An 18,434-nucleotide genomic window follows, 5' to 3' on the forward strand; every position below is an offset into this window, starting at 1 on the left:
AGTAACGCTTATTATTTCTATAATATGGACAAGATACGATGATTTTAAAGTAAAGAGAAAGGTGCTTCGGATGAGCTTAATTACTCAAAAGCAGGCTGCAAGGACAAATAAGAAGGGCCAGTCGCCTGAGCAAGCGCTTCATCGGGAATGGGAGCGTATTATCAAGCTGAAAGCGGGTAACGAACGGCTTGAGGATGATTTGAAAACCTTTGAAAAAGAATGCCTAGAGGTTATCGGGCCAGTAGAAGAGCAGGCGGCAGAGGCAATACTGGACCAAACCCGGCATTTAGGTACCTTTTTGTCGCGTAAATCATTAGCCCAGTGGCAACGCGCCGAGTTGATGGGCTGGATTGAAGAAAATCTAAACGATCTTCTGGCAAATCCTTTCTGTGATAGGCAAGTGCTTGAGGAGGTGCTTCAGCATATCGTTGATATGGATAACAGTAGGCTATCGCCGGAGCAGAGGCACGCGTATCAAAATAATAATGAAGATGGCATGAATGATGGTGCTCAGTATGCGCAAGAGGACTCAGAAGATATTGACAGTGAGAGCTTTGAGGCTTTGGAAGAGGAGCTTTTTGAAGAGTTCTTTCATCAGCAGCAAGAGCAGCAGCAAGAAAGAGAGCGGGAGCAAGAAGGTCAACAATCCTTGCAAGCGATGCTGGGAAAGTCATCTGTCAATATGATCTTTCGACGCTTAGCTCGCCTGCTGCATCCTGACCGAGAGTTGGATGCTGATCTTAAGCAGCTACGTGGCGAGCAGATGGGGCGAGCGACTCATGCAAGAGACAGCAACGATCTATTCACGCTGTTTTCAATGTATGAGGAGCATGTCGGCGAGTCACCCTTGGCTGACTTGGGGGATGATAAAAAGGTGCTAAAATTGCTGAAATCTTACTCGCGGACATTGCGGGAGCAGCGTGACGATATTATTAATGTTACTCCTATACGTGCGGGTTTTTATCAGCATTTTTATGATGCCAAACCAGAGATTAGAAAGCGTAAACTACAGGAGTATTGCAAGAAGGCAAGAGATCAGGCGAAGCGAGAAAAAGAGATTACTCACTCCATTCGCAGTATTGCGACACTCAAGCCTCATCTGGAAGAACGCTATGACATGGGGATGTCTCAGTTTGCTGTCGAAAGCTTGCTAGCATCCTATTAGCGCGTTTTTTGATCTCGCGACGGTGTGCAACCATTTGAGGGGATTCTTGTAGCGCGGGTAAGCGCAGCGCACCCGCAGCGGCGGCCCGGCGCGGGAGCAGCGCGCAGCGTTGCCGGGGTTAATTATGTGCCTTTAGGCGTCGTACCGCCGCCATCTGAGGGGATTCTTGTAGCGCGTGGTAAGCGAAGCGCACCCGCGGGAGCAGCGCGCATCGGTGCCGGGGTTGATTCTGTGCCTTTAGGCGTCGTACCGCCGCCATTCGCGGGTGCCTTGCCGTTCGTTCCTCACGGCGCGTTACCGCGCGCTACGATATGTGCAGCCATCTGAGGGGATTCTTGTAGCGCGTGGTAAGCGAAGCGCACCCGCAGCGGCGGCCCGGCGCGGGAGCAGCGCGCAGCGGTGCCGGGGTTAATTATGTGCCTTTAGGCGTCGTACCGCCGCCATTCGCGGGTGCCTTGCCGCTCGTTCCTCACGGCGCGTTACCGCGCGCTACGATGTGTGCAGCCATCTGAGGGGATTCTTGTAGCGCGTGGTAAGCGAAGCGCACCCGCGGGAGCAGCGCGCAGCGGTGCCGGGGTTGATTCTGTGCCTTTAGGCGTCGTACCGCCGCCATTCGTGGGTGCCTTGCCGTTCGTTCCTCACGGCGCGTTACCACGCGCTACGACGTGTGCAACCATCTGTTAGGTGATTCTCGTAGCGCGTGGTAAGCGCAGCGCACCCGCGGGAGCAGCGCGCAGCGTTGCCGGGGTTGAATGCGGTGGCACATCCGGGCGTCGTACCGCCGCCATTCGCGGGTGCCTTGCCGTTCGTTCCTCACGGCGCGTTACCACGCGCTACGATGTGTGTAGTCATCTGGGGGATCCTTGTAGCGCGTGGTAAGCGCAGCGCACCCGCGGGAGCAGCGCGTAGCGGTGCCGGGGTTGGTTATGTGCCTTTAGGCGTCGTACCGCCGCCATTCGCGGGTGCCTTGCCGTTCGTTCCTCACGGCGCGTTACCACGCGCTACGATGTGTGCAGCCATCTGAGGGGATTCTTGTAGCGCGTGGTAAGCGCAGCGCACCCGCGGGAGCAGCGCGCAGCGTTGCCGGGGTTGAAATGCGGTGGCACAGCCGGGGCGTCGTACCGCCGCCATTCGCGGGTGCCTTGCCGTTCGTTCCTCACGGCGCGTTACCGCGCGCTACGATATGTGCAGCCATCTGGGGGATTCTTGTAGCGCGTGGTAAGCGAAGCGCACCCGCAGCGGCGGCCCGGCGCGGAAGCAGCGCGCAGCGGTGCCGGGGTTGAAATGCGGTGGCACAGCTGGGCGTCGTACCGCCGCCATTCGCGGGTGCCTTGCCGTTCGTTCCTCACGGCGCGTTACCGCGCGCTACGATATGTGCAGCCATCTGAGGGGATTCTCGTAGCGCGTATATGGACTCCTCCTCGCTTGCAAGCACAAAAGGTCATGGCGGCTATGTCGACTGCGAGCGTATATTCGGTCTCGTTAAGGATGCCTGACACACGGACATCGGACCTTAATGGGCTATTCGCACGTCGGGTACCCTCAGCGTAAACGAGCTTTGATGCTCTACGCGCTACACGGTATGGCCCGACGTCGGTTCGACCTGTTCGCCATCTCTCTTGTGGTATTGCAATCGGGGTGGTGGGAACACCGGGTTAAAGGTTAAATATTCATGGTGCTTTCATGTGACTAAGCGGCCGCTGCCAGTTCTGGATCATACGGCACCTGGTGACGCGTGATGGCCCACGCCATGCGAGCCGTCTTGTTGGCGAGCGCCACAATCGCGACGTTGCGATGCTTTCGCATGGCAAGCCGTTTGATCCATTGACTCAGACCGTCTTCCTGCGTTACCGCATAACGGAGAACGGATCGTGCGCCATGCACCAGCAGCTTGCGCAGGTACCCGTTGCCTCGCTTGCTGATCCCCAGCAGGCGCTCTCGTCCGCCCGTGCTGTGCTGACGCGGGGTAAGCCCCAATGACGCAGCAAAGTCGCGTCCACGTTGATAGATAGTGCCGTCACCCAGCACACCGGCCAGAGCGCTGGCGGTAATGGGACCAATGCCGCGCAGCGTCATCAGACGCCTGGCAACGGGGTCGGTGTTGGCATGTTTTTCAATGGCCGTGGTTAACTGTTCTACACGATCATCAAGGTAGCGTAAGTCGTTCGCCAACTCCGCCAGCAAGTGACGAAAGTGGTCACTGAGCCCGTTAGAGGCATCTTCCAGCCAAAGTGGTAGCGCCCGCCGCAATTGCTGGATACCCGTGGGAGCAATCAAGCCATACTCCCCGACCAGACCACGGATCTGGTTGGCCTTGGCCGTCCGCTGACTGATGAGTTCTTCCCGGATTCGGTGGGTAGCCTGAGCATCCTGTTGCTCAACCGATTTTATCGCCACGAAGCGCATCGTGGGTCGGCCGAGGGCTTCGCAAATCGCTTCAGCATCGGCCCGGTCATTTTTATTCGTCTTGACGTACGGTTTTACGAACTGGGCAGCCACCAGCTTGACCTGGTAGCCACGTGCCTGGAGCTGACGTGCCCAGTAATGCGCTGTGGCGCATGCTTCCATGCCAATGATCGCGCCCTGGGGAACACGGCGACAAACCGCATCGAGCCACTTGGCACGGGTGTATTTGCCTCGCCACTGAGGTTGCTCATGTCGGTCAACGCCATGAACGTGAAAAACAGACTTTGCGATATCAACACCTACTCGACTAATGTTCATAGGGGCTTCTCCTGACTCTCAACGCTGATAGTTGTCCAACCCACCTATCAGTATGGCGCACAGACGCCGGAGTAGGGTGAGGAGGAGTCCATCCCATTGGGTAAGCGCAGCGCACCCGCGGGAGCAGCGCGCAGCGCGCAGCGGTGCCGGGGTTGATTATGTGCCTTTAGGCGTCGTACCGTCGCCATCCGTGCGCAGCCACCTGACGGTGATTCACGTTAAAGCGCTAATCACGAAGGCTCATGATTCGCCATTGGCGCTGTTCGGCTACCTGGCGAAGGGTGTCGTCCGGGTCAACGGCTACCGGATGATCAATCTCTTCAAGCAGTGGCAGGTCATTATGTGAGTCGCTGTAGAACCAGGCGCCGTCCAGCGTAAAGTCCTTGTCTTCTAACCATTCATGCAAACGGGTAATTTTGCCTTCCCGATAACTGGGGGTGCCGGAGACGCGCCCGGTATAGCGACCATTCTCCATTTCCGGATTCACCGCGATCAAATAATCAACGCCCAAGCGCTCAGCAATGGGGGCGGTAATAAAATGGTTGGTCGCGGTCACAATAAGCAGCGTGTCGCCCCGGGTGCGGTGTCGCGCCAATAACTCTTCGGCCTTGGAAAGAATATGCGGTTCTATCTTGCTGGCCATAAATTGCTGATGCCAAGCCGCTAACTGTTCAGGTGTGTTATCCGCTAACGGCTTAAGTGCCACTTCCAGAAACGCCGCCATATCCAGCGTGCCTGCCTTGTAATCGGCCATAAAACGCTCGTTGGCTTCGCGATAGGCGACGGGGTCTACGGCGCCTTGCTCGAGCAAAAACTCACCCCATGCATGATCGCTGTCGATGGATATCAGCGTATTATCCAGATCGAAAATAGCCAGGCTCACGGCGCTCCCCTTATGGTCGATTATCGTTTGAAAGTTATAGGTATGAACGGCAAAACAAAGGGGCGGATTATCGCAGAGTCCTTGGTTCTTTCCCACCCGAGCCGCGCACGTGTTCACGACTTGGCGTTATATTGTATTGATACGCTTGTCGCCCTTGTGGAAAAATGGGGATAACTGAAAATTTAATAAGGTGATGTCCGTGATCGACGCTGACGGCTTTCGCCCCAATGTTGGCATTATCATTGCCAACAGCCAGGGGCAGCTGCTTTGGGCGCGTCGTGTAGGACAGAATGCGTGGCAGTTTCCCCAGGGAGGCATTAACGCAAGCGAAACACCGCAACAGGCTCTTTTTCGTGAGCTTTTTGAGGAAATCGGCCTAACCGCCGATGATGTTGATATTATCGCCTGTACCCGGGGATGGCTGCGCTACCGTCTACCACGACGCATGATTCGTACCCATTCACGGCCAGTGTGTATTGGCCAAAAACAGAAATGGTATTTGCTTAGAATTCGCTGTCAGGAAAATCGAATTTGTATGACGGCAACGCCCAAACCTGAATTCGATGGTTGGCGGTGGGTGAGCTATTGGTACCCACTCGGGCAAGTGGTACCGTTCAAACGAGAGGTGTATCGGCGCGCGCTAAGAGAGCTTTCTCCCCGCGTTCAGCGCTTGGCACAAGATGATGAAAAATAACGTGCTCCACGGCTCTGGATGAGCGGTGAAAGTCTGTCGAAAAGATCCTCAGCGAGGCAAACAATGTGAAAAGTAAAACGTCCATGCTTGAGGTATTGCGTCGTGTTATTCAGGAAGTAAACGGTGCACGCAACCTGGACGCCGCGCTGTCGACGATGGTGCGTCGTATCCGCAAGGCCATGCAGACCGATGTGTGCTCATTCTACCTTTATGATAAAGAGCTTGAGTCGCTCGTTTTAATGGAAACGATTGGTCTGCGTACTCAAGCGGTAGGGCGCGTTGTGCTGCCGTTAGGGGAGGGGCTGGTGGGCCAAGTGGCCAAGCGCAGCGAGCCATTGAACCTGGAAGATGCACGGCTTCACCCGCATTTTCGCTATTTTGAATCGACCGGTGAGGAGCGCTACTCCAGTTTTCTAGGCGTGCCGATTATTCACCAGCGCCATATGCTGGGTGTGCTGGTTGTTCAGCAGGCTGAAAAACGCCGCTATGATGATCAAGATGAAGCCTTCCTGGTCACCATGGCCGCTCAGTTGGCAGGCGTGCTGGCTCATGCGCTGGCAACGGGTAACCTTGCGCGGCCTGCCTTACCGGGCGGGCAGACCATGTTTAAAGGGGTCGCAGCGTCGCCCGGTGTTGCCATGGGCGAGGTGGTCGTTATTACGCCACCGGCTGACCTTAATAGCGTGCCAGACCTAATCCCCAATAATGAAGCGTATGAAATTGCGCGTTTAAAAGAGGCGATCGGTAAAACTCGCGATGAAATTCGTGCAGCGGCCGAGCGTCTAGTCAACCGAATCTCCTCCCAGGAGCTGGCGCTTTTTGATGTTTACCAGCAGATGTTGGGTGAAGCAGCCCTTTCTGAAGAGGTTGAAAAGCGTATTCGTGAAGGGCAGTGGGCGCCGGGTGCGCTTGCCGATGTAGTGCGACGCCACGTTCAATATCTGGAGCGGGTAGATGACGATTATCTCCGCGAGCGCGCTGCGGATATTCGTGATTTAGGCCGCCGGGTATTGGCCCATTTGCAAGAGGGGGCGCCTTCAACGCCTGAAACCTACCCCGATAATGCCATTTTAGTGGGCGATGAAATTAGTGTCGCCATGTTGGGTGAAGTGCCGCGAGAGAAGCTCAAAGGGTTGGTTTCTGTGCGAGGTTCAGGTACATCGCACGTTGCCATTGTCGCCCGTGCTATGGGGATCCCCACGGTGCTGGGCATGATGGATTTACCCTTGCCACGCTTAAGTGGCGCACCGGTCGTGTTGGACGGTCACCGTGGACGGCTGTTTGTTCGTCCGTCGGCTGAGTTGACGTCGCGTTATGAAAGCTTAATTGCGGATGAACAAGCGTTAAGCGAGCTTCTGGAGCATGAGCAGGACCTGCCCAGTACGACCCCGGATGGTCATGAAATGCCGCTGATGGTCAATACGGGGCTGGCCGTAGACGCCACCACACTGCTCAAAAGCCGTATTGCGGGTGTGGGGCTTTATCGTACGGAAGTGCCGTTTATGATTACGGAGCGCTTCCCTGGCGAACAAGAGCAGATGCGCATGTATCGCGAGCAGCTGGAAGGGTTTGCGCCCTTGCCCGTGGTGATGCGGACGCTGGACATTGGGGGCGATAAAGACCTGCCTTACTTCCCCATTGAAGAGGCCAATCCTTTTCTAGGCTGGCGCGGGATGCGGGTAACGCTGGATCATCCTGAAGTGCTCATGGTGCAGCTGCGTGCCATGCTGAAGGCTTCTCATGGTTTAAACAACCTCTCTGTGCTTTTCCCGATGATTACCAATGTCGAGGAAGTGGATGAGGCGCTGCGACTATTGGATCGCGCGGTTATCGAACTGGGGGAAGAGGACATCATCATAAAGCGTCCCAAAGTGGGCGTGATGATTGAGGTGCCAGCGACTATTTATCAAATGGATGCGCTGGCAAAGCGGGTCGACTTTTTCTCTGTGGGCAGTAACGATCTCACCCAGTATTTGCTGGCGGTTGACCGTAACAATGCACGGGTTTCCAGCCTTTATGATGCAATGCATCCGGCACTTTTAGGCGCCCTGCAGGAGCTTTCCCAGGATGCCAAGCGGCTTAATAAACCCATTTCGTTATGCGGCGAATTGGCCGGTGACCCCGCGGGTGCGCTGTTATTAATGGCCATGGGGTTTAACACGCTTTCAATGAACGCCCCCAGTTTACCCAAAGTGCGTGCGGCCATTCGGCGCGTGACACTTCATGATGCCAAAGCGCTGCTGGCTGAGATCATGGGCCTGGACACGCCTTTCCAGGTACACGAGCATCTCAATAAGCGCATGGACGAGTGGCAGCTTTCGCACCTGTTACCTCCACGCGATTAACGCTGCTGCCTCACGATATGGCCAGGGTCGTTTCGCCTTTGAAACGACCCATGGGCCCAAAGCGTTGCTCGGTGATGTTTATATGGCCTTGGTGATCAAGCGTTAACCAGCTTGTGGCGCGAGTGCCGTAAGTCTCGCCCAGAATAAACGCGGCAGAAAGCCTTCGCTCTAGCGCAAGCTCAACCCCTGTCTTGGGTAGCTGGGCGTCCGGCGCTCGTTGAGTGTTATGCAGCGCTTGGCCCAACGGAGAGCGCCAATTATCCAGCGAGCTTTGCGCTAGTGCTTCTCGCACGCTTTGCACTTTTGGCCAGGGAGTGTTCAATTCCGCATTGGAAAGGCCATGCACGCCGGGCGGCACATCGCTGAGCGTAATGCCGTGCTGACCATGATGGAGATACCAAAGCCGGTCTGTGGTGGCGACTAACAAATTAAACCCTGCGTAGCGTTGAGCTTTATGGTGAGCAAGGTCGGTTAGCCACTGCTCAATATTGCTGCACTGGAGCGCATTGGCGACAAGTTCGCCCCGGCTGGGTGCGTCGGGAGGTGTCATCATCGCAAGGTCGCGTACATTGGTAAGCGCCGCGACTCTACCGCCTCGTGTGGCAGCAAGCCATGAGCCGCCTGCTTCAAGGTCGCGCCCGCCTAAAAGGGAGGGGGCGTCATCCCAATAGTCTAAAGGCGCCGTCGGCCGGACATGAAGCTCATCACGATTACCTGCCAAGCGTAAGGGCAGCGCTGTGCCAGGTTGCCAGGCGAATGCCATCAAGCACATAGTGAGTCCTCGGCATTGGTCATTATCGACACGCTCAGCATGACAGCTTAAGGGCATAGTCGTACACTTGTGCGAGTAACGTAACACTCATCATCTCATCGGGGTGAATTGTCTCTAGCCAATCAGGAAGGCGCGAACGCATGCAACGCAATCGCGAAGAGCATTTCTGGAACATCATCGTTTGGCCTACTCTCTGGCCAATGTTACTTATTCAGGCCGCGCTAGTCGTGCTGTGCATGCTGGTTGGGCTCGCCGTTTGGTGGATGTCGCCTACACAGGCGCCATGGAGTACCACTTTGTGGGTGGCGCTTGCACTGCTATTGGGCAGCTCCATGAATGTATCCGCCTTTCTGATGCTGGTTAAAGTACGTACAAAGCAGAAAGAAGCCTATTTTATACAGGAGCTGGACGAGCTTGAACGGCATAGTGAGTCGCTGCGGTTTAGTGTCTTGAAAATGTTGCCTGACAAAAAGCACACCGTACCTGAACTCAACAGGGCACCTGTTCGACCGCTGAGACGCTTGGCCCAAATGAATGAAATGTTTTCAGGGCTTGGGCGCTATATTGAAAGCGCTCAGCGATCACACCACCCCACCGAGCAAGTAAAAGAAGATCAGGCACTGTTGGATGATATTCATCATCAACAGCAGCAGCTAAAGCAGCTTGTTGCCGGGCGTAACCGGGCGCGAGAAGAGTCACGTTTAAAATCAGGTTATTTAACACTGCTTCAGCGTGAAACTGATGACCTGGATGAGCAGTTAGGACGCATCCTGGAAAGTGACGAGTGTTCGCAGTGTCGTCGTCAGGTCGTGGATATCCGTGAGCACTTGGCTGATGTGCGCACGCTGCTGACCAATCTGGTTTATCAACGTGTTAATGAGAACGACGTGACATCTGCCAATACAGTATCAAGCCACGTTTTACGCGTTCTTGTGGTTGATGATGGTCCGGTTAACCTGATGCTGGCGCGGCAAATGCTGGAAGTTCACGAGTTAGAGGTCGAGGGCGTAAGCAGTGGCGAGCAAGCGCTTGAGCGCCAACAATCTACCTCGTTTGATTTAGTCTTTATGGATATTTTTATGCCTACTCTTGATGGCTTGGAAACCACCCGGCGCTGGCGGGCTTATGAACAGGCAAGCGGAAAGCGCCCTAGCATCCTGATTGCGCTAACGGCCAATGCGGACAACGCAGGCATTGCCGAATGCAAAAAAGCAGGCATGAATGACTTGCTCACCAAGCCATATCAACCTGAAAAATTACTGGGAATGATTTCCAAATGGCTGCCCGATAGCCCACACAAGGCGCCTGGCCAATGAGTGTGATGACTATCTTGTTGGGTTACTTAGCCTTGGGCGCGGCGGCAGGTACGATGGCGGGGCTTTTTGGTGTCGGTGGTGGGCTTATCATCGTTCCGGTACTGGTTTTTGCATTTGGCCTGCAAAACATACCGCCAGAGATCACCATGCATCTTGCCGTAGGCACGTCGTTGGCCACTATTGTCATCACCGGGGCCTCTTCTGCGCTGGGGCATTTTCGTCAAGGAAGTATTTATCGCCCTTGGTTTCTAGCGTTGCTTCCGGGTTTGATGGTGGGCGCCATTGGCGGCGTGTTTATTGCGGGGAGTCTCTCGGGTGGCGTATTGGGCACACTCTTTGGCATCTTTGTTCTGCTGTTAGCAACCAAGATGGTTTTTGGTCTATCGCCCAAGCCTGGCTCTATTGCCCCAGGCAAATTTGCGATGGTCGTGGCCGGCGGTATAGTAGGCGCCATATCCGCTTTATTTGGCATCGGCGGCGGCGCAATGACGGTACCATGGTTGTCTCGGTGTGGGGCAACCATGACACAAGCCGTAGGTACCTCTGCTGCATGCGGGCTGCCTATCGCATTAGTGGGCGCCATTACCTTTATGGTAATGGGGTGGGGGCATCCGCTGTTGCCTAACTGGGCTACCGGGTTTGTGATGTGGCCTGCTTTTTTTGGCATTGTCGTCACTAGTGTACCGTTTGCGCGTGTTGGCGTCCGCCTGGCCCATGTGTTACCTGCGCATGTATTAAGGTTGTGCTTTGCGCTGCTGTTGGCTGTGGTCGGTCTACGCTTCGTTTTGGCTTAATTAGTGCAGTAATGGCCTTAGTGACTTTCTTCCTCCTCCGTAATTAGAGTATTTCAATGATGAATTACCCAGCAATTGACCCTGTGGTGTTCTCCCTTGGGCCGCTTCAAGTGCATTGGTACGGTCTTATGTATGTCGTGGGGTTTATCGCCGCGTGGTGGTTGGGCTGTCGGCGAGCTTCTCGGATAGGGCTTACTAAAGACGATATTGGTGACCTGATATTCTATTGTGCGATAGGTGTGGTCGCTGGTGGGCGGCTGGGGTATGCACTTTTTTACGGTTTAGGACAGTGGTCGGCTGACCCGCTATGGATCTTCCGTGTGTGGGATGGCGGCATGAGCTTTCATGGCGGATTGCTCGGTGTGCTGCTGGCAGCCTGGTGGTTTGCACGCCGCAAGCAGCTTGCCTTTTTTACCCTGACGGATTTTATTGCCCCACTGGTACCCATTGGCTTGGGCGCTGGTCGAGTAGGCAACTTTATTAACCATGAGCTTCCTGGGCGAGTAACATCGTTGCCGTGGGGGATGCCGTTCCCCGGGATGGGGCCAGAGCCACGCCATCCCTCAGCGCTTTACGAAGGCCTACTTGAGGGGTTGGTGCTGTTTGTGATTTTGTGGTGGGTATCTGCCAAACCCCGCGCGCGAGGGTTCATTTCAGGGCTGTTTTTAATCGGTTACGGCGCATTCCGCTTCCTGGTTGAATTTGTCCGCATGCCCGACGCGCATATTGGCTACCTGGCATTCGGATGGGTCACCATGGGAATGTTGCTGACGGTGCCCATGATCGCGCTAGGATTAGTCCTTATGGCATGGTCACGCTCGCAACCGGTGGATGCCAAGGTTTAAATGTTGTTGGTGAAGTAAGTGCCAGTAACGACGCGTTACACCCGAATAATCAAAAGGTTGGATGGATTTGTAGCGCGTGGTAAGCGCAGCGCACCCGCAGCGGCGGCCCGGCGCGGAAGCACCGCGCAGCGGTGCCAAGTGCAGAGAGATGGCAAGATGCAGAGAGGTGCCAAGGCGAATGAGGTGCCCATGGGCGTCGTTCCGCCGCCTCCCGCGGGTGCCTTGCCGTTCGTTCCTCACGGCGCGTTACCACGCGCTACACCCGAATAATCAAAAGGTTAGCTAATTTGTAGCGCGTGGTAAGCGCAGCGCACCCGCGAGAGCACCGCGCAGCGGTGCCAAGTGCAGAAAGGTGTCAAGGCGAACGAGGTGCCAACGGGCGTCGTTCCGCCGCCTCCCGCGGGTGCCTTGCCGTTCGTCCCTCACGACGCGTTACCACGCGCTACAGTCGCATAATCAAAGCGTTAGATGAATTTGTAGCGCGTGGTAAGCGCAGCGCACCCGCAGCGGCGGCCCGGCGCGGAAGCAGCGCGCAGCGGTGCCAAGATGTAGAAAGGTGCCAAGGCGAACGAGGTGCCCATGGGCGTCGTTCCGCCGCCTCCCGCGGGTGCCTTGCCGTTCGTCCCTCACGACGCGTTACCACGCGCTACAGTTGCATAATCAAATCGTTAGATAAATTTGTAGCGCGTGGTAAGCGCAGCGCACCCGCGAGAGCACCGCGTAGCGGTGCCAAGTGCAGAAAGGTGCCAAGATGCAGAGAGGTACCCATGGGCGTCGTTCCGCCGCCTCCCGCGGGTGCCTTGCCGTTCGTTCCTCACGGCGCGTTACCACGCGCTACATTTGAATAATCAAAACGTTAGCTAATTTGTAGCGCGTGGTAAGCGCAGCGCACCCGCGAGAGCACCGCGCAGCGGTGCCAAGTGCAGCGGTGCCAAGATGCAGAGAGGTACCCATGGGCGTCGTTCCGCCGCCTCCCGCGGGTGCCTTGCCGTTCGTCCCTCACGACGCGTTACCACGCGCTACAGTTGCATAATCAAAGCGTTAGATGAATTTGTAGCGCGTATATGGACTCCTCCTCGCTTGCAAGCACAAAAGGTCATGGCGGCTATGTCGACTGCGAGCGTATATTCGGTCTCGTTAAGGATGCCTGACACACGGACATCGGACCTTAATGGGCTATTCGCACGTCGGGTACCCTCAGCGTAAACGAGCTTTGATGCTCTACGCGCTACACGGTATGGCCCGACGTCGGTTCGACCTGTTCGCCATCTCTCTTGTGGTATTGCAATCGGGGTGGTGGGAACACCGGGTTAAAGGTTAAATATTCATGGTGCTTTCATGTGACTAAGCGGCCGCTGCCAGTTCTGGATCATACGGCACCTGGTGACGCGTGATGGCCCACGCCATGCGAGCCGTCTTGTTGGCGAGCGCCACAATCGCGACGTTGCGATGCTTTCGCATGGCAAGCCGTTTGATCCATTGACTCAGACCGTCTTCCTGCGTTACCGCATAACGGAGAACGGATCGTGCGCCATGCACCAGCAGCTTGCGCAGGTACCCGTTGCCTCGCTTGCTGATCCCCAGCAGGCGCTCTCGTCCGCCCGTGCTGTGCTGACGCGGGGTAAGCCCCAATGACGCAGCAAAGTCGCGTCCACGTTGATAGATAGTGCCGTCACCCAGCACACCGGCCAGAGCGCTGGCGGTAATGGGACCAATGCCGCGCAGCGTCATCAGACGCCTGGCAACGGGGTCGGTGTTGGCATGTTTTTCAATGGCCGTGGTTAACTGTTCTACACGATCATCAAGGTAGCGTAAGTCGTTCGCCAACTCCGCCAGCAAGTGACGAAAGTGGTCACTGAGCCCGTTAGAGGCATCTTCCAGCCAAAGTGGTAGCGCCCGCCGCAATTGCTGGATACCCGTGGGAGCAATCAAGCCATACTCCCCGACCAGACCACGGATCTGGTTGGCCTTGGCCGTCCGCTGACTGATGAGTTCTTCCCGGATTCGGTGGGTAGCCTGAGCATCCTGTTGCTCAACCGATTTTATCGCCACGAAGCGCATCGTGGGTCGGCCGAGGGCTTCGCAAATCGCTTCAGCATCGGCCCGGTCATTTTTATTCGTCTTGACGTACGGTTTTACGAACTGGGCAGCCACCAGCTTGACCTGGTAGCCACGTGCCTGGAGCTGACGTGCCCAGTAATGCGCTGTGGCGCATGCTTCCATGCCAATGATCGCGCCCTGGGGAACACGGCGACAAACCGCATCGAGCCACTTGGCACGGGTGTATTTGCCTCGCCACTGAGGTTGCTCATGTCGGTCAACGCCATGAACGTGAAAAACAGACTTTGCGATATCAACACCTACTCGACTAATGTTCATAGGGGCTTCTCCTGACTCTCAACGCTGATAGTTGTCCAACCCACCTATCAGTATGGCGCACAGACGCCGGAGTAGGGTGAGGAGGAGTCCATCCCATTGTGTAAGCGCAGCGCACCCGCGAGAGCACCGCGCAGCGGTGCCAAGTGCAGAGAGGTGCCAAGTGCAGAGGGGTGACAAGGCGAACGAGGTGCCAACGGGCGTCGTTCCGCCGCCTCCCGCGGGTGCCTTGCCGTTCGTTCCTCACGACGCGTTACCACGCGCTACAGTTGCATAATCAAAGCGTTAGATGAATTTGTAGCGCGTGGTAAGCGCAGCGCACCCGCGAGAGCACCGCGCAGCGGTGCCAAGATGCAGCGAGGGCCAAGTGCAGAGAGGTGCCAAGTGCAGAGAGGTACCAACGGGCGTCGTTCCGCCGCCTCCCGCGGGTGCCTTGCCGTTCGTTCCTCACGACGCATTACCACGCGCTACACCTAAATAATCAAAGCGTTAGGTGAGTTTGTAGCGCGTGGTAAGCGCAGCGCACCCGCAGCGGCGGCCCGGCGCGAGAGCACCGCGCAGCGGTGCCAAGTGCAGAGAGGTGACAAGGCGAACGAGGTGCCCAACGGGCGCCGTACCGCCGCCTCCCGCGGGTGCCTTGCCGTTCGTTCCTCACGACGCGTTACCACGCGCTACATTTGCATAATCAAAGCGTTAGATGAATTTGTAGCGCGTGGTAAGCGCAGCGCACCCGCAGCGGCGGCCCGGCGCGGAAGCACCGCGCAGCGGTGCCAAGGTGAGCGAGGTACCAATGGGCGCTGTTCCTTACGCCTTGCGAATGCTTCATCAGCCATTAATCCCTCGCGCTAGACCCTCGCAGCCAAGCGGCCTAGAATACGCCTCTATATAGCCTGCAATTTTGGAAACTCTGTGACTGTTACCACGCCTACATCAAATATGACGATGAATGCCGGCGCGCAACCTGCGCTTGAACAGCCGTATTTGGATCTAATGCGCACTGTGTTGGAGCATGGCGTAGACCGCAACGACCGTACCGGGGTGGGCACACGCTCGGTGTTTGGTCATCAAATGCGGTTTGATTTATCACGCGGCTTTCCACTGATAACGACGAAAAAACTGCATTTGCGCTCTATTATCCACGAGCTCTTGTGGTTTCTGAAAGGCGATACCAATATTGCCTATTTACAGCAAAACGGTGTACGCATCTGGGACGAATGGGCGGATGAACACGGCAATCTTGGCCCTGTTTATGGCTATCAATGGCGCAGCTGGCCCGACCCTAAAGGAGGCAGCGTCGACCAAATTGCCAACGTATTGAAGCAAATTCGTACCACACCACAGTCGCGCCGGTTGATAGTCTCCGCCTGGAATCCTGCTCAGGTTGATGAAATGAAACTGCCGCCTTGCCACTGTCTGTTTCAGTTCTATGTAGCAAACGGGCGCCTTTCGTGCCAACTTTACCAGCGCAGTGCCGATATTTTTCTTGGTGTACCGTTCAATATTGCAAGCTATGCGCTACTGTTGGCGATGGTGGCGCAGGTAACGGGGCTTGAGCCGGGAGAGTTTATTCATACGCTGGGGGATGCACATCTCTATAGCAACCATTTTGAGCAAGCGAAAGAGCAGCTCACGCGTGAGCCGAAAGTACCGCCTCGGCTGGTGCTGAATCCTGAGGTGAATGATCTATTTGCATTTACTTTTGATGATATTCACATCGAAGCGTATGACGCCCACCCTCATATAAAAGCCAAGGTAGCGGTATGAGCCTTACCAGCAATGAATTTGAACCCTTAGTCCCTGTTGCCATGATTGTAGCAATGTCCAAAAACCGTGTTATTGGTGTGGATGGTAAGCTGCCTTGGCATCTTCCGGAAGATCTTAAATTCTTCAAACGTATGACTCAGGCGAAACCGTTGGTAATGGGGCGCAAAACGTATACCTCCATTGGTAAGCCGCTGCCGAATCGGCTTAATATAGTCGTAACGCATAATAAAGAGTTCGCAGCCGATGGTGTCCGCGTCTGCCACGACTTGCCCGCCGCGTTGGCTCTGGCAGACCAGCAGGCAACGATTGATGCGGCTGAAGAAATTATGGTGATGGGGGGCGGAGAGATTTACCGCCAGGCGCTACCATTCGCACAGCGGCTTTACATCACAGAAGTGGATATTGAAGTGGAAGGTGATGCTGCGTTCCCCGAGTTGGCAGCAGATGAGTGGCGGGAAGTGCAGCGTGTGGCTGGAATGCCTGCTGATGGCAAGCCAGCGTACGATTTTGTAGTTTATGAGCGCACTGCTGACTAAAAAAGGTCAAAGGAGAAGGTATGGCCGCCAGCGTAATGCAGTTATTAGACAGTTTGGAGTCGCGCCTTGAGCAGACCCAAGTAGAGTTGCAAGCCCAGCGGCGGGAGAACGCGCAGTTAAAAGAGCAGCTCGCAGCGCAAGCAGTTACGCTGCAACAAACGCTCGACGACACTAGCGTGCCGAGTCAACAAGCAAGTACGGATGGCGTGCATGAAGGCGCAGAACAAGTGACGCTGGTTCAGCCTGCGGTTGGGCCAAATCCCGAAGCCGATGACGCTGAAGCCCTGGCTACTCATGAAGCGCAGCCACCGTCGCCTCATGCCCTTCTAAAAGAGTGGTATCAGCGTTACCCGAATACCTTTTTCAAAGGCCATACGAAGCCCTTAAAAGTCGGTATTCATCAAGATCTGGCAGCGCGTGAGCCCTGGTCAGGAAAACTGATTCGCCGCGCCTTGGCTAATTACGTGAATTTGCCACGTTATTTAAAATCGGTACGGGAAGGGGGGGAGCGTATTGACCTGGATGGCCAGTTGGCCGGAAAGGTAGATAAAGAAGCAGCTTTGCACGCTGCGGAGAAACGGAAGGCTAAACAAAAAAGAGTAGAGACAACAGAGCGTGTACAACACACGCCACAAAAAAAGCCTTTAGAAAAAAAGAGTGCCCACCTATCAACACCGACGATAACGACGCAAACCATCCAGGCCAAGGGTGAAGAGGCGGATAAAGTTAGGCAAGAGAAGCCGTTGAGCATGGAAGATAAATTAAAAGACCTGCAACAAAGGTTCAAAGCGCGCTGAGACCTGATTACGCTGGTGGGGTTCCTTGAAATTGCTTATTTCATAAAAAAACACTGTTTTTTTTATTGCGTTAACTGAAATCCCGGTATAGAGTTTGACGTGCGAGCATTGGACTATAACAAGGTTTGTTCGAGGACGTGCCACATACCACTGGGAAAAACCAGAGGATGAGAAAACGAGTACGGCCCGCAAGCCAACTGCTGAAGGCCCATATAAGCCCGGCAGCTACGATCGAAACAGTAAGCTAGTTAAGGAACCTATATCATGAAAAAGACACTTTTAGCGACTGCTATCATCGGTGCCCTGAGCGCCACGGCTGCCGCTCAAGCAGCTACTGTATATGACCAGGACGGCACCAAGCTGGACATCTATGGCCGTATCGGTCTGGGTGTTGAAGGCGGCGGTGTTAAGTACAACGACGAAGGCCAGCGTATCAACCGCAGCGGTGACTTCGTAAACGTTGGTTCGCGTCTTGGTCTGCGCATGAGCCAGGCGATCACTAGCGACATGACTGCATTTGGTCGTCTTGAGTGGCGCTTCAAAGCTAACAGCAAAGAAGACGCTGGCAACGGTTTTGACGAACTGCGTCAGAGCTACTTGGGTATTCAGAGCCAGCAGTACGGTACCTTCCAAGCTGGTAACTTCGATAGCTTCTACCTGCAGTTCGTTTCCAGCCCGTTCGATGTTTACATCAACAATGGCCTGCACTTCGCTGGTAGCGGCAAGCAGTCGCGCGGCGACTCTATTGGTTACTACACGCCTGAACTGTCTGGTTTCACTGCCTTCCTGCAGCTGAAAAACTACAGCGAGCGTGGTTTGGTTGAAGGCGTAGAAACTACTGAGCAAGGTAACGTTTTAGCGCCGCAAGGTGGTGTTCGTTATGAGCAAGGCCCTGTTACTGTAGGTCTGGGTTTTGTTGAAGACGTACGTCGTGGCGGTGGTAACGGAAAAATGATGTACGGCCTGATCGGTCAGTACGAGTTCACCGACCAGTTCTCTGCACGCTTAGGCTATGAGAACCGTCAGAATAATGGCGACCAAGGCTACAAAGATAGCATGGGCGTGAATGACGAAAATGGCTACAACACGGTTGGTCTGGGTGCTACTTATGCCACCGGTCCTTGGGCATTCACGGGTGACTTCTACAACATCAACCGTGACGGCCAGGACAGCAGCAAAGCATGGTCTCTGGGTGGTTACTACAAAGTTTCCAGTGCTATGGACGTATTCCTGGAAGTTAACGATAACGATGCCAAAGCTGGCAACGACAGCACACGTCAGCAGTTTGATAACCTGACTGACGATGCATACTGGCTGACAGGCGTTCGTTACTTCTTCTAAGCCCGGTTTTTAATAACCTTGCTTTAAGAGTAATCTGCCTAGCAGACCTAATAGAACCGGCCTCTTTGGAGGCCGGTTTTTT

At 55.2% G+C, this 18,434-nt stretch carries 14 protein-coding genes; 10 read left to right on the top strand and 4 right to left on the bottom strand.

Annotation, left to right across the window (positions count from 1 at the left end; genetic code table 11):
- The first annotated feature begins 70 nt into the window (after positions 1-70).
- Complete coding sequence (locus ACT3R4_RS15445; protein WP_172116179.1) at positions 71-1,165, top strand: hypothetical protein; 1,095 nt, start codon at positions 71-73, stop codon at positions 1,163-1,165.
- Between the two features lie 1,689 nt (positions 1,166-2,854).
- Here the strand turns inward: ACT3R4_RS15445 and ACT3R4_RS15450 are convergent.
- Complete coding sequence (locus tag ACT3R4_RS15450) at positions 2,855-3,889, bottom strand: IS110 family transposase (protein ID WP_496201231.1); 1,035 nt, start codon at positions 3,887-3,889, stop codon at positions 2,855-2,857.
- 226 nt (positions 3,890-4,115) lie between these two features.
- Entirely contained in the window at positions 4,116-4,772 is a 657-nt protein-coding gene (locus tag ACT3R4_RS15455) for a histidinol-phosphatase (protein ID WP_441680220.1), read from the bottom strand.
- 199 nt (positions 4,773-4,971) lie between these two features.
- Between ACT3R4_RS15455 and ACT3R4_RS15460 the strand changes: the two genes are divergently transcribed.
- Both ACT3R4_RS15460 and ptsP read left to right on the top strand, forming a co-directional pair.
- Positions 4,972-5,466 (top strand): RNA pyrophosphohydrolase, encoded by a 495-nt coding sequence (locus ACT3R4_RS15460; protein ID WP_172116181.1) that lies wholly within the window; start codon positions 4,972-4,974, stop codon positions 5,464-5,466.
- An 83-nt stretch (positions 5,467-5,549) separates the two neighbouring features.
- On the top strand, positions 5,550-7,811 hold the full coding sequence (ptsP, locus tag ACT3R4_RS15465) for a phosphoenolpyruvate--protein phosphotransferase (protein WP_441680226.1): 2,262 nt from the start codon (positions 5,550-5,552) through the stop codon (positions 7,809-7,811).
- A 10-nt stretch (positions 7,812-7,821) separates the two neighbouring features.
- Here ptsP and ACT3R4_RS15470 read toward each other — a convergent pair whose 3' ends face one another.
- Complete coding sequence (locus ACT3R4_RS15470) at positions 7,822-8,583, bottom strand: NRDE family protein (protein ID WP_441680228.1); 762 nt, start codon at positions 8,581-8,583, stop codon at positions 7,822-7,824.
- 140 nt (positions 8,584-8,723) lie between these two features.
- On the opposite strand from ACT3R4_RS15470, the gene ACT3R4_RS15475 reads away from it, so the two are divergent.
- From ACT3R4_RS15475 to lgt, 3 genes are read left to right on the top strand one after another with little or no spacing between them, the layout of a single operon-like run.
- A complete protein-coding gene (locus tag ACT3R4_RS15475) occupies positions 8,724-9,899 on the top strand; it encodes a response regulator (RefSeq protein WP_441680222.1) in 1,176 nt (391 codons plus the stop codon).
- The gene (locus ACT3R4_RS15480; protein WP_441680223.1) at positions 9,896-10,693 is read left to right on the top strand and encodes a sulfite exporter TauE/SafE family protein; all 798 of its coding nucleotides are present in this window, start codon (positions 9,896-9,898) and stop codon (positions 10,691-10,693) included. Before ACT3R4_RS15475 ends, ACT3R4_RS15480 begins: the two co-directional genes overlap by 4 nt.
- A gap of 56 nt (positions 10,694-10,749) precedes the next feature.
- On the top strand, positions 10,750-11,538 hold the full coding sequence (gene lgt / locus ACT3R4_RS15485; RefSeq protein ID WP_441680225.1) for a prolipoprotein diacylglyceryl transferase: 789 nt from the start codon (positions 10,750-10,752) through the stop codon (positions 11,536-11,538).
- Positions 11,539-12,882: 1,344 nt separating this feature from the next.
- Here the strand turns inward: lgt and ACT3R4_RS15490 are convergent.
- Positions 12,883-13,917: an IS110 family transposase gene (locus ACT3R4_RS15490; protein WP_496201231.1), complete on the bottom strand. Its 1,035-nt coding sequence runs from the start codon at positions 13,915-13,917 to the stop codon at positions 12,883-12,885.
- A gap of 933 nt (positions 13,918-14,850) precedes the next feature.
- On the opposite strand from ACT3R4_RS15490, the gene ACT3R4_RS15495 reads away from it, so the two are divergent.
- The 4 genes from ACT3R4_RS15495 (at position 14,851) to ACT3R4_RS15510 (ending at position 18,352) form a co-directional block, all read left to right on the top strand.
- Positions 14,851-15,678, top strand: a complete 828-nt coding sequence (locus ACT3R4_RS15495) for a thymidylate synthase (protein ID WP_441680251.1) — start codon at positions 14,851-14,853, stop codon at positions 15,676-15,678.
- Positions 15,675-16,214 (top strand): dihydrofolate reductase, encoded by a 540-nt coding sequence (locus ACT3R4_RS15500; RefSeq protein ID WP_441680250.1) that lies wholly within the window; start codon positions 15,675-15,677, stop codon positions 16,212-16,214. Before ACT3R4_RS15495 ends, ACT3R4_RS15500 begins: the two co-directional genes overlap by 4 nt.
- Before the next feature lie 53 nt (positions 16,215-16,267).
- Positions 16,268-17,011: a ProQ/FINO family protein gene (locus ACT3R4_RS15505; protein ID WP_442353503.1), complete on the top strand. Its 744-nt coding sequence runs from the start codon at positions 16,268-16,270 to the stop codon at positions 17,009-17,011.
- A 264-nt stretch (positions 17,012-17,275) separates the two neighbouring features.
- Entirely contained in the window at positions 17,276-18,352 is a 1,077-nt protein-coding gene (locus tag ACT3R4_RS15510; protein ID WP_441680247.1) for a porin, read from the top strand.
- The last annotated feature ends 82 nt before the right edge of the window (positions 18,353-18,434 follow it).

Source organism: Halomonas sp. AOP7-E1-9 (genome assembly GCF_052376035.1).
Taxonomy (GTDB): Bacteria; Pseudomonadota; Gammaproteobacteria; order Pseudomonadales; family Halomonadaceae; genus Vreelandella; species Vreelandella citrativorans.

Coding starts and splice junctions, on each gene's coding strand:
- ACT3R4_RS15445 (WP_172116179.1), top strand. CDS start 71: ATGAGCTTAATTACTCAAAAGCAGGCTGCAAGGACAAATAAGAAGGGC.
- ACT3R4_RS15490 (WP_496201231.1), bottom strand. CDS start 13,917: ATGAACATTAGTCGAGTAGGTGTTGATATCGCAAAGTCTGTTTTTCAC.
- ACT3R4_RS15470 (WP_441680228.1), bottom strand. CDS start 8,583: ATGTGCTTGATGGCATTCGCCTGGCAACCTGGCACAGCGCTGCCCTTA.
- ACT3R4_RS15500 (WP_441680250.1), top strand. CDS start 15,675: ATGAGCCTTACCAGCAATGAATTTGAACCCTTAGTCCCTGTTGCCATG.
- lgt (WP_441680225.1), top strand. CDS start 10,750: ATGATGAATTACCCAGCAATTGACCCTGTGGTGTTCTCCCTTGGGCCG.
- ACT3R4_RS15510 (WP_441680247.1), top strand. CDS start 17,276: ATGAAAAAGACACTTTTAGCGACTGCTATCATCGGTGCCCTGAGCGCC.
- ACT3R4_RS15475 (WP_441680222.1), top strand. CDS start 8,724: ATGCAACGCAATCGCGAAGAGCATTTCTGGAACATCATCGTTTGGCCT.
- ACT3R4_RS15450 (WP_496201231.1), bottom strand. CDS start 3,889: ATGAACATTAGTCGAGTAGGTGTTGATATCGCAAAGTCTGTTTTTCAC.
- ptsP (WP_441680226.1), top strand. CDS start 5,550: ATGCTTGAGGTATTGCGTCGTGTTATTCAGGAAGTAAACGGTGCACGC.
- ACT3R4_RS15480 (WP_441680223.1), top strand. CDS start 9,896: ATGAGTGTGATGACTATCTTGTTGGGTTACTTAGCCTTGGGCGCGGCG.
- ACT3R4_RS15495 (WP_441680251.1), top strand. CDS start 14,851: ATGACGATGAATGCCGGCGCGCAACCTGCGCTTGAACAGCCGTATTTG.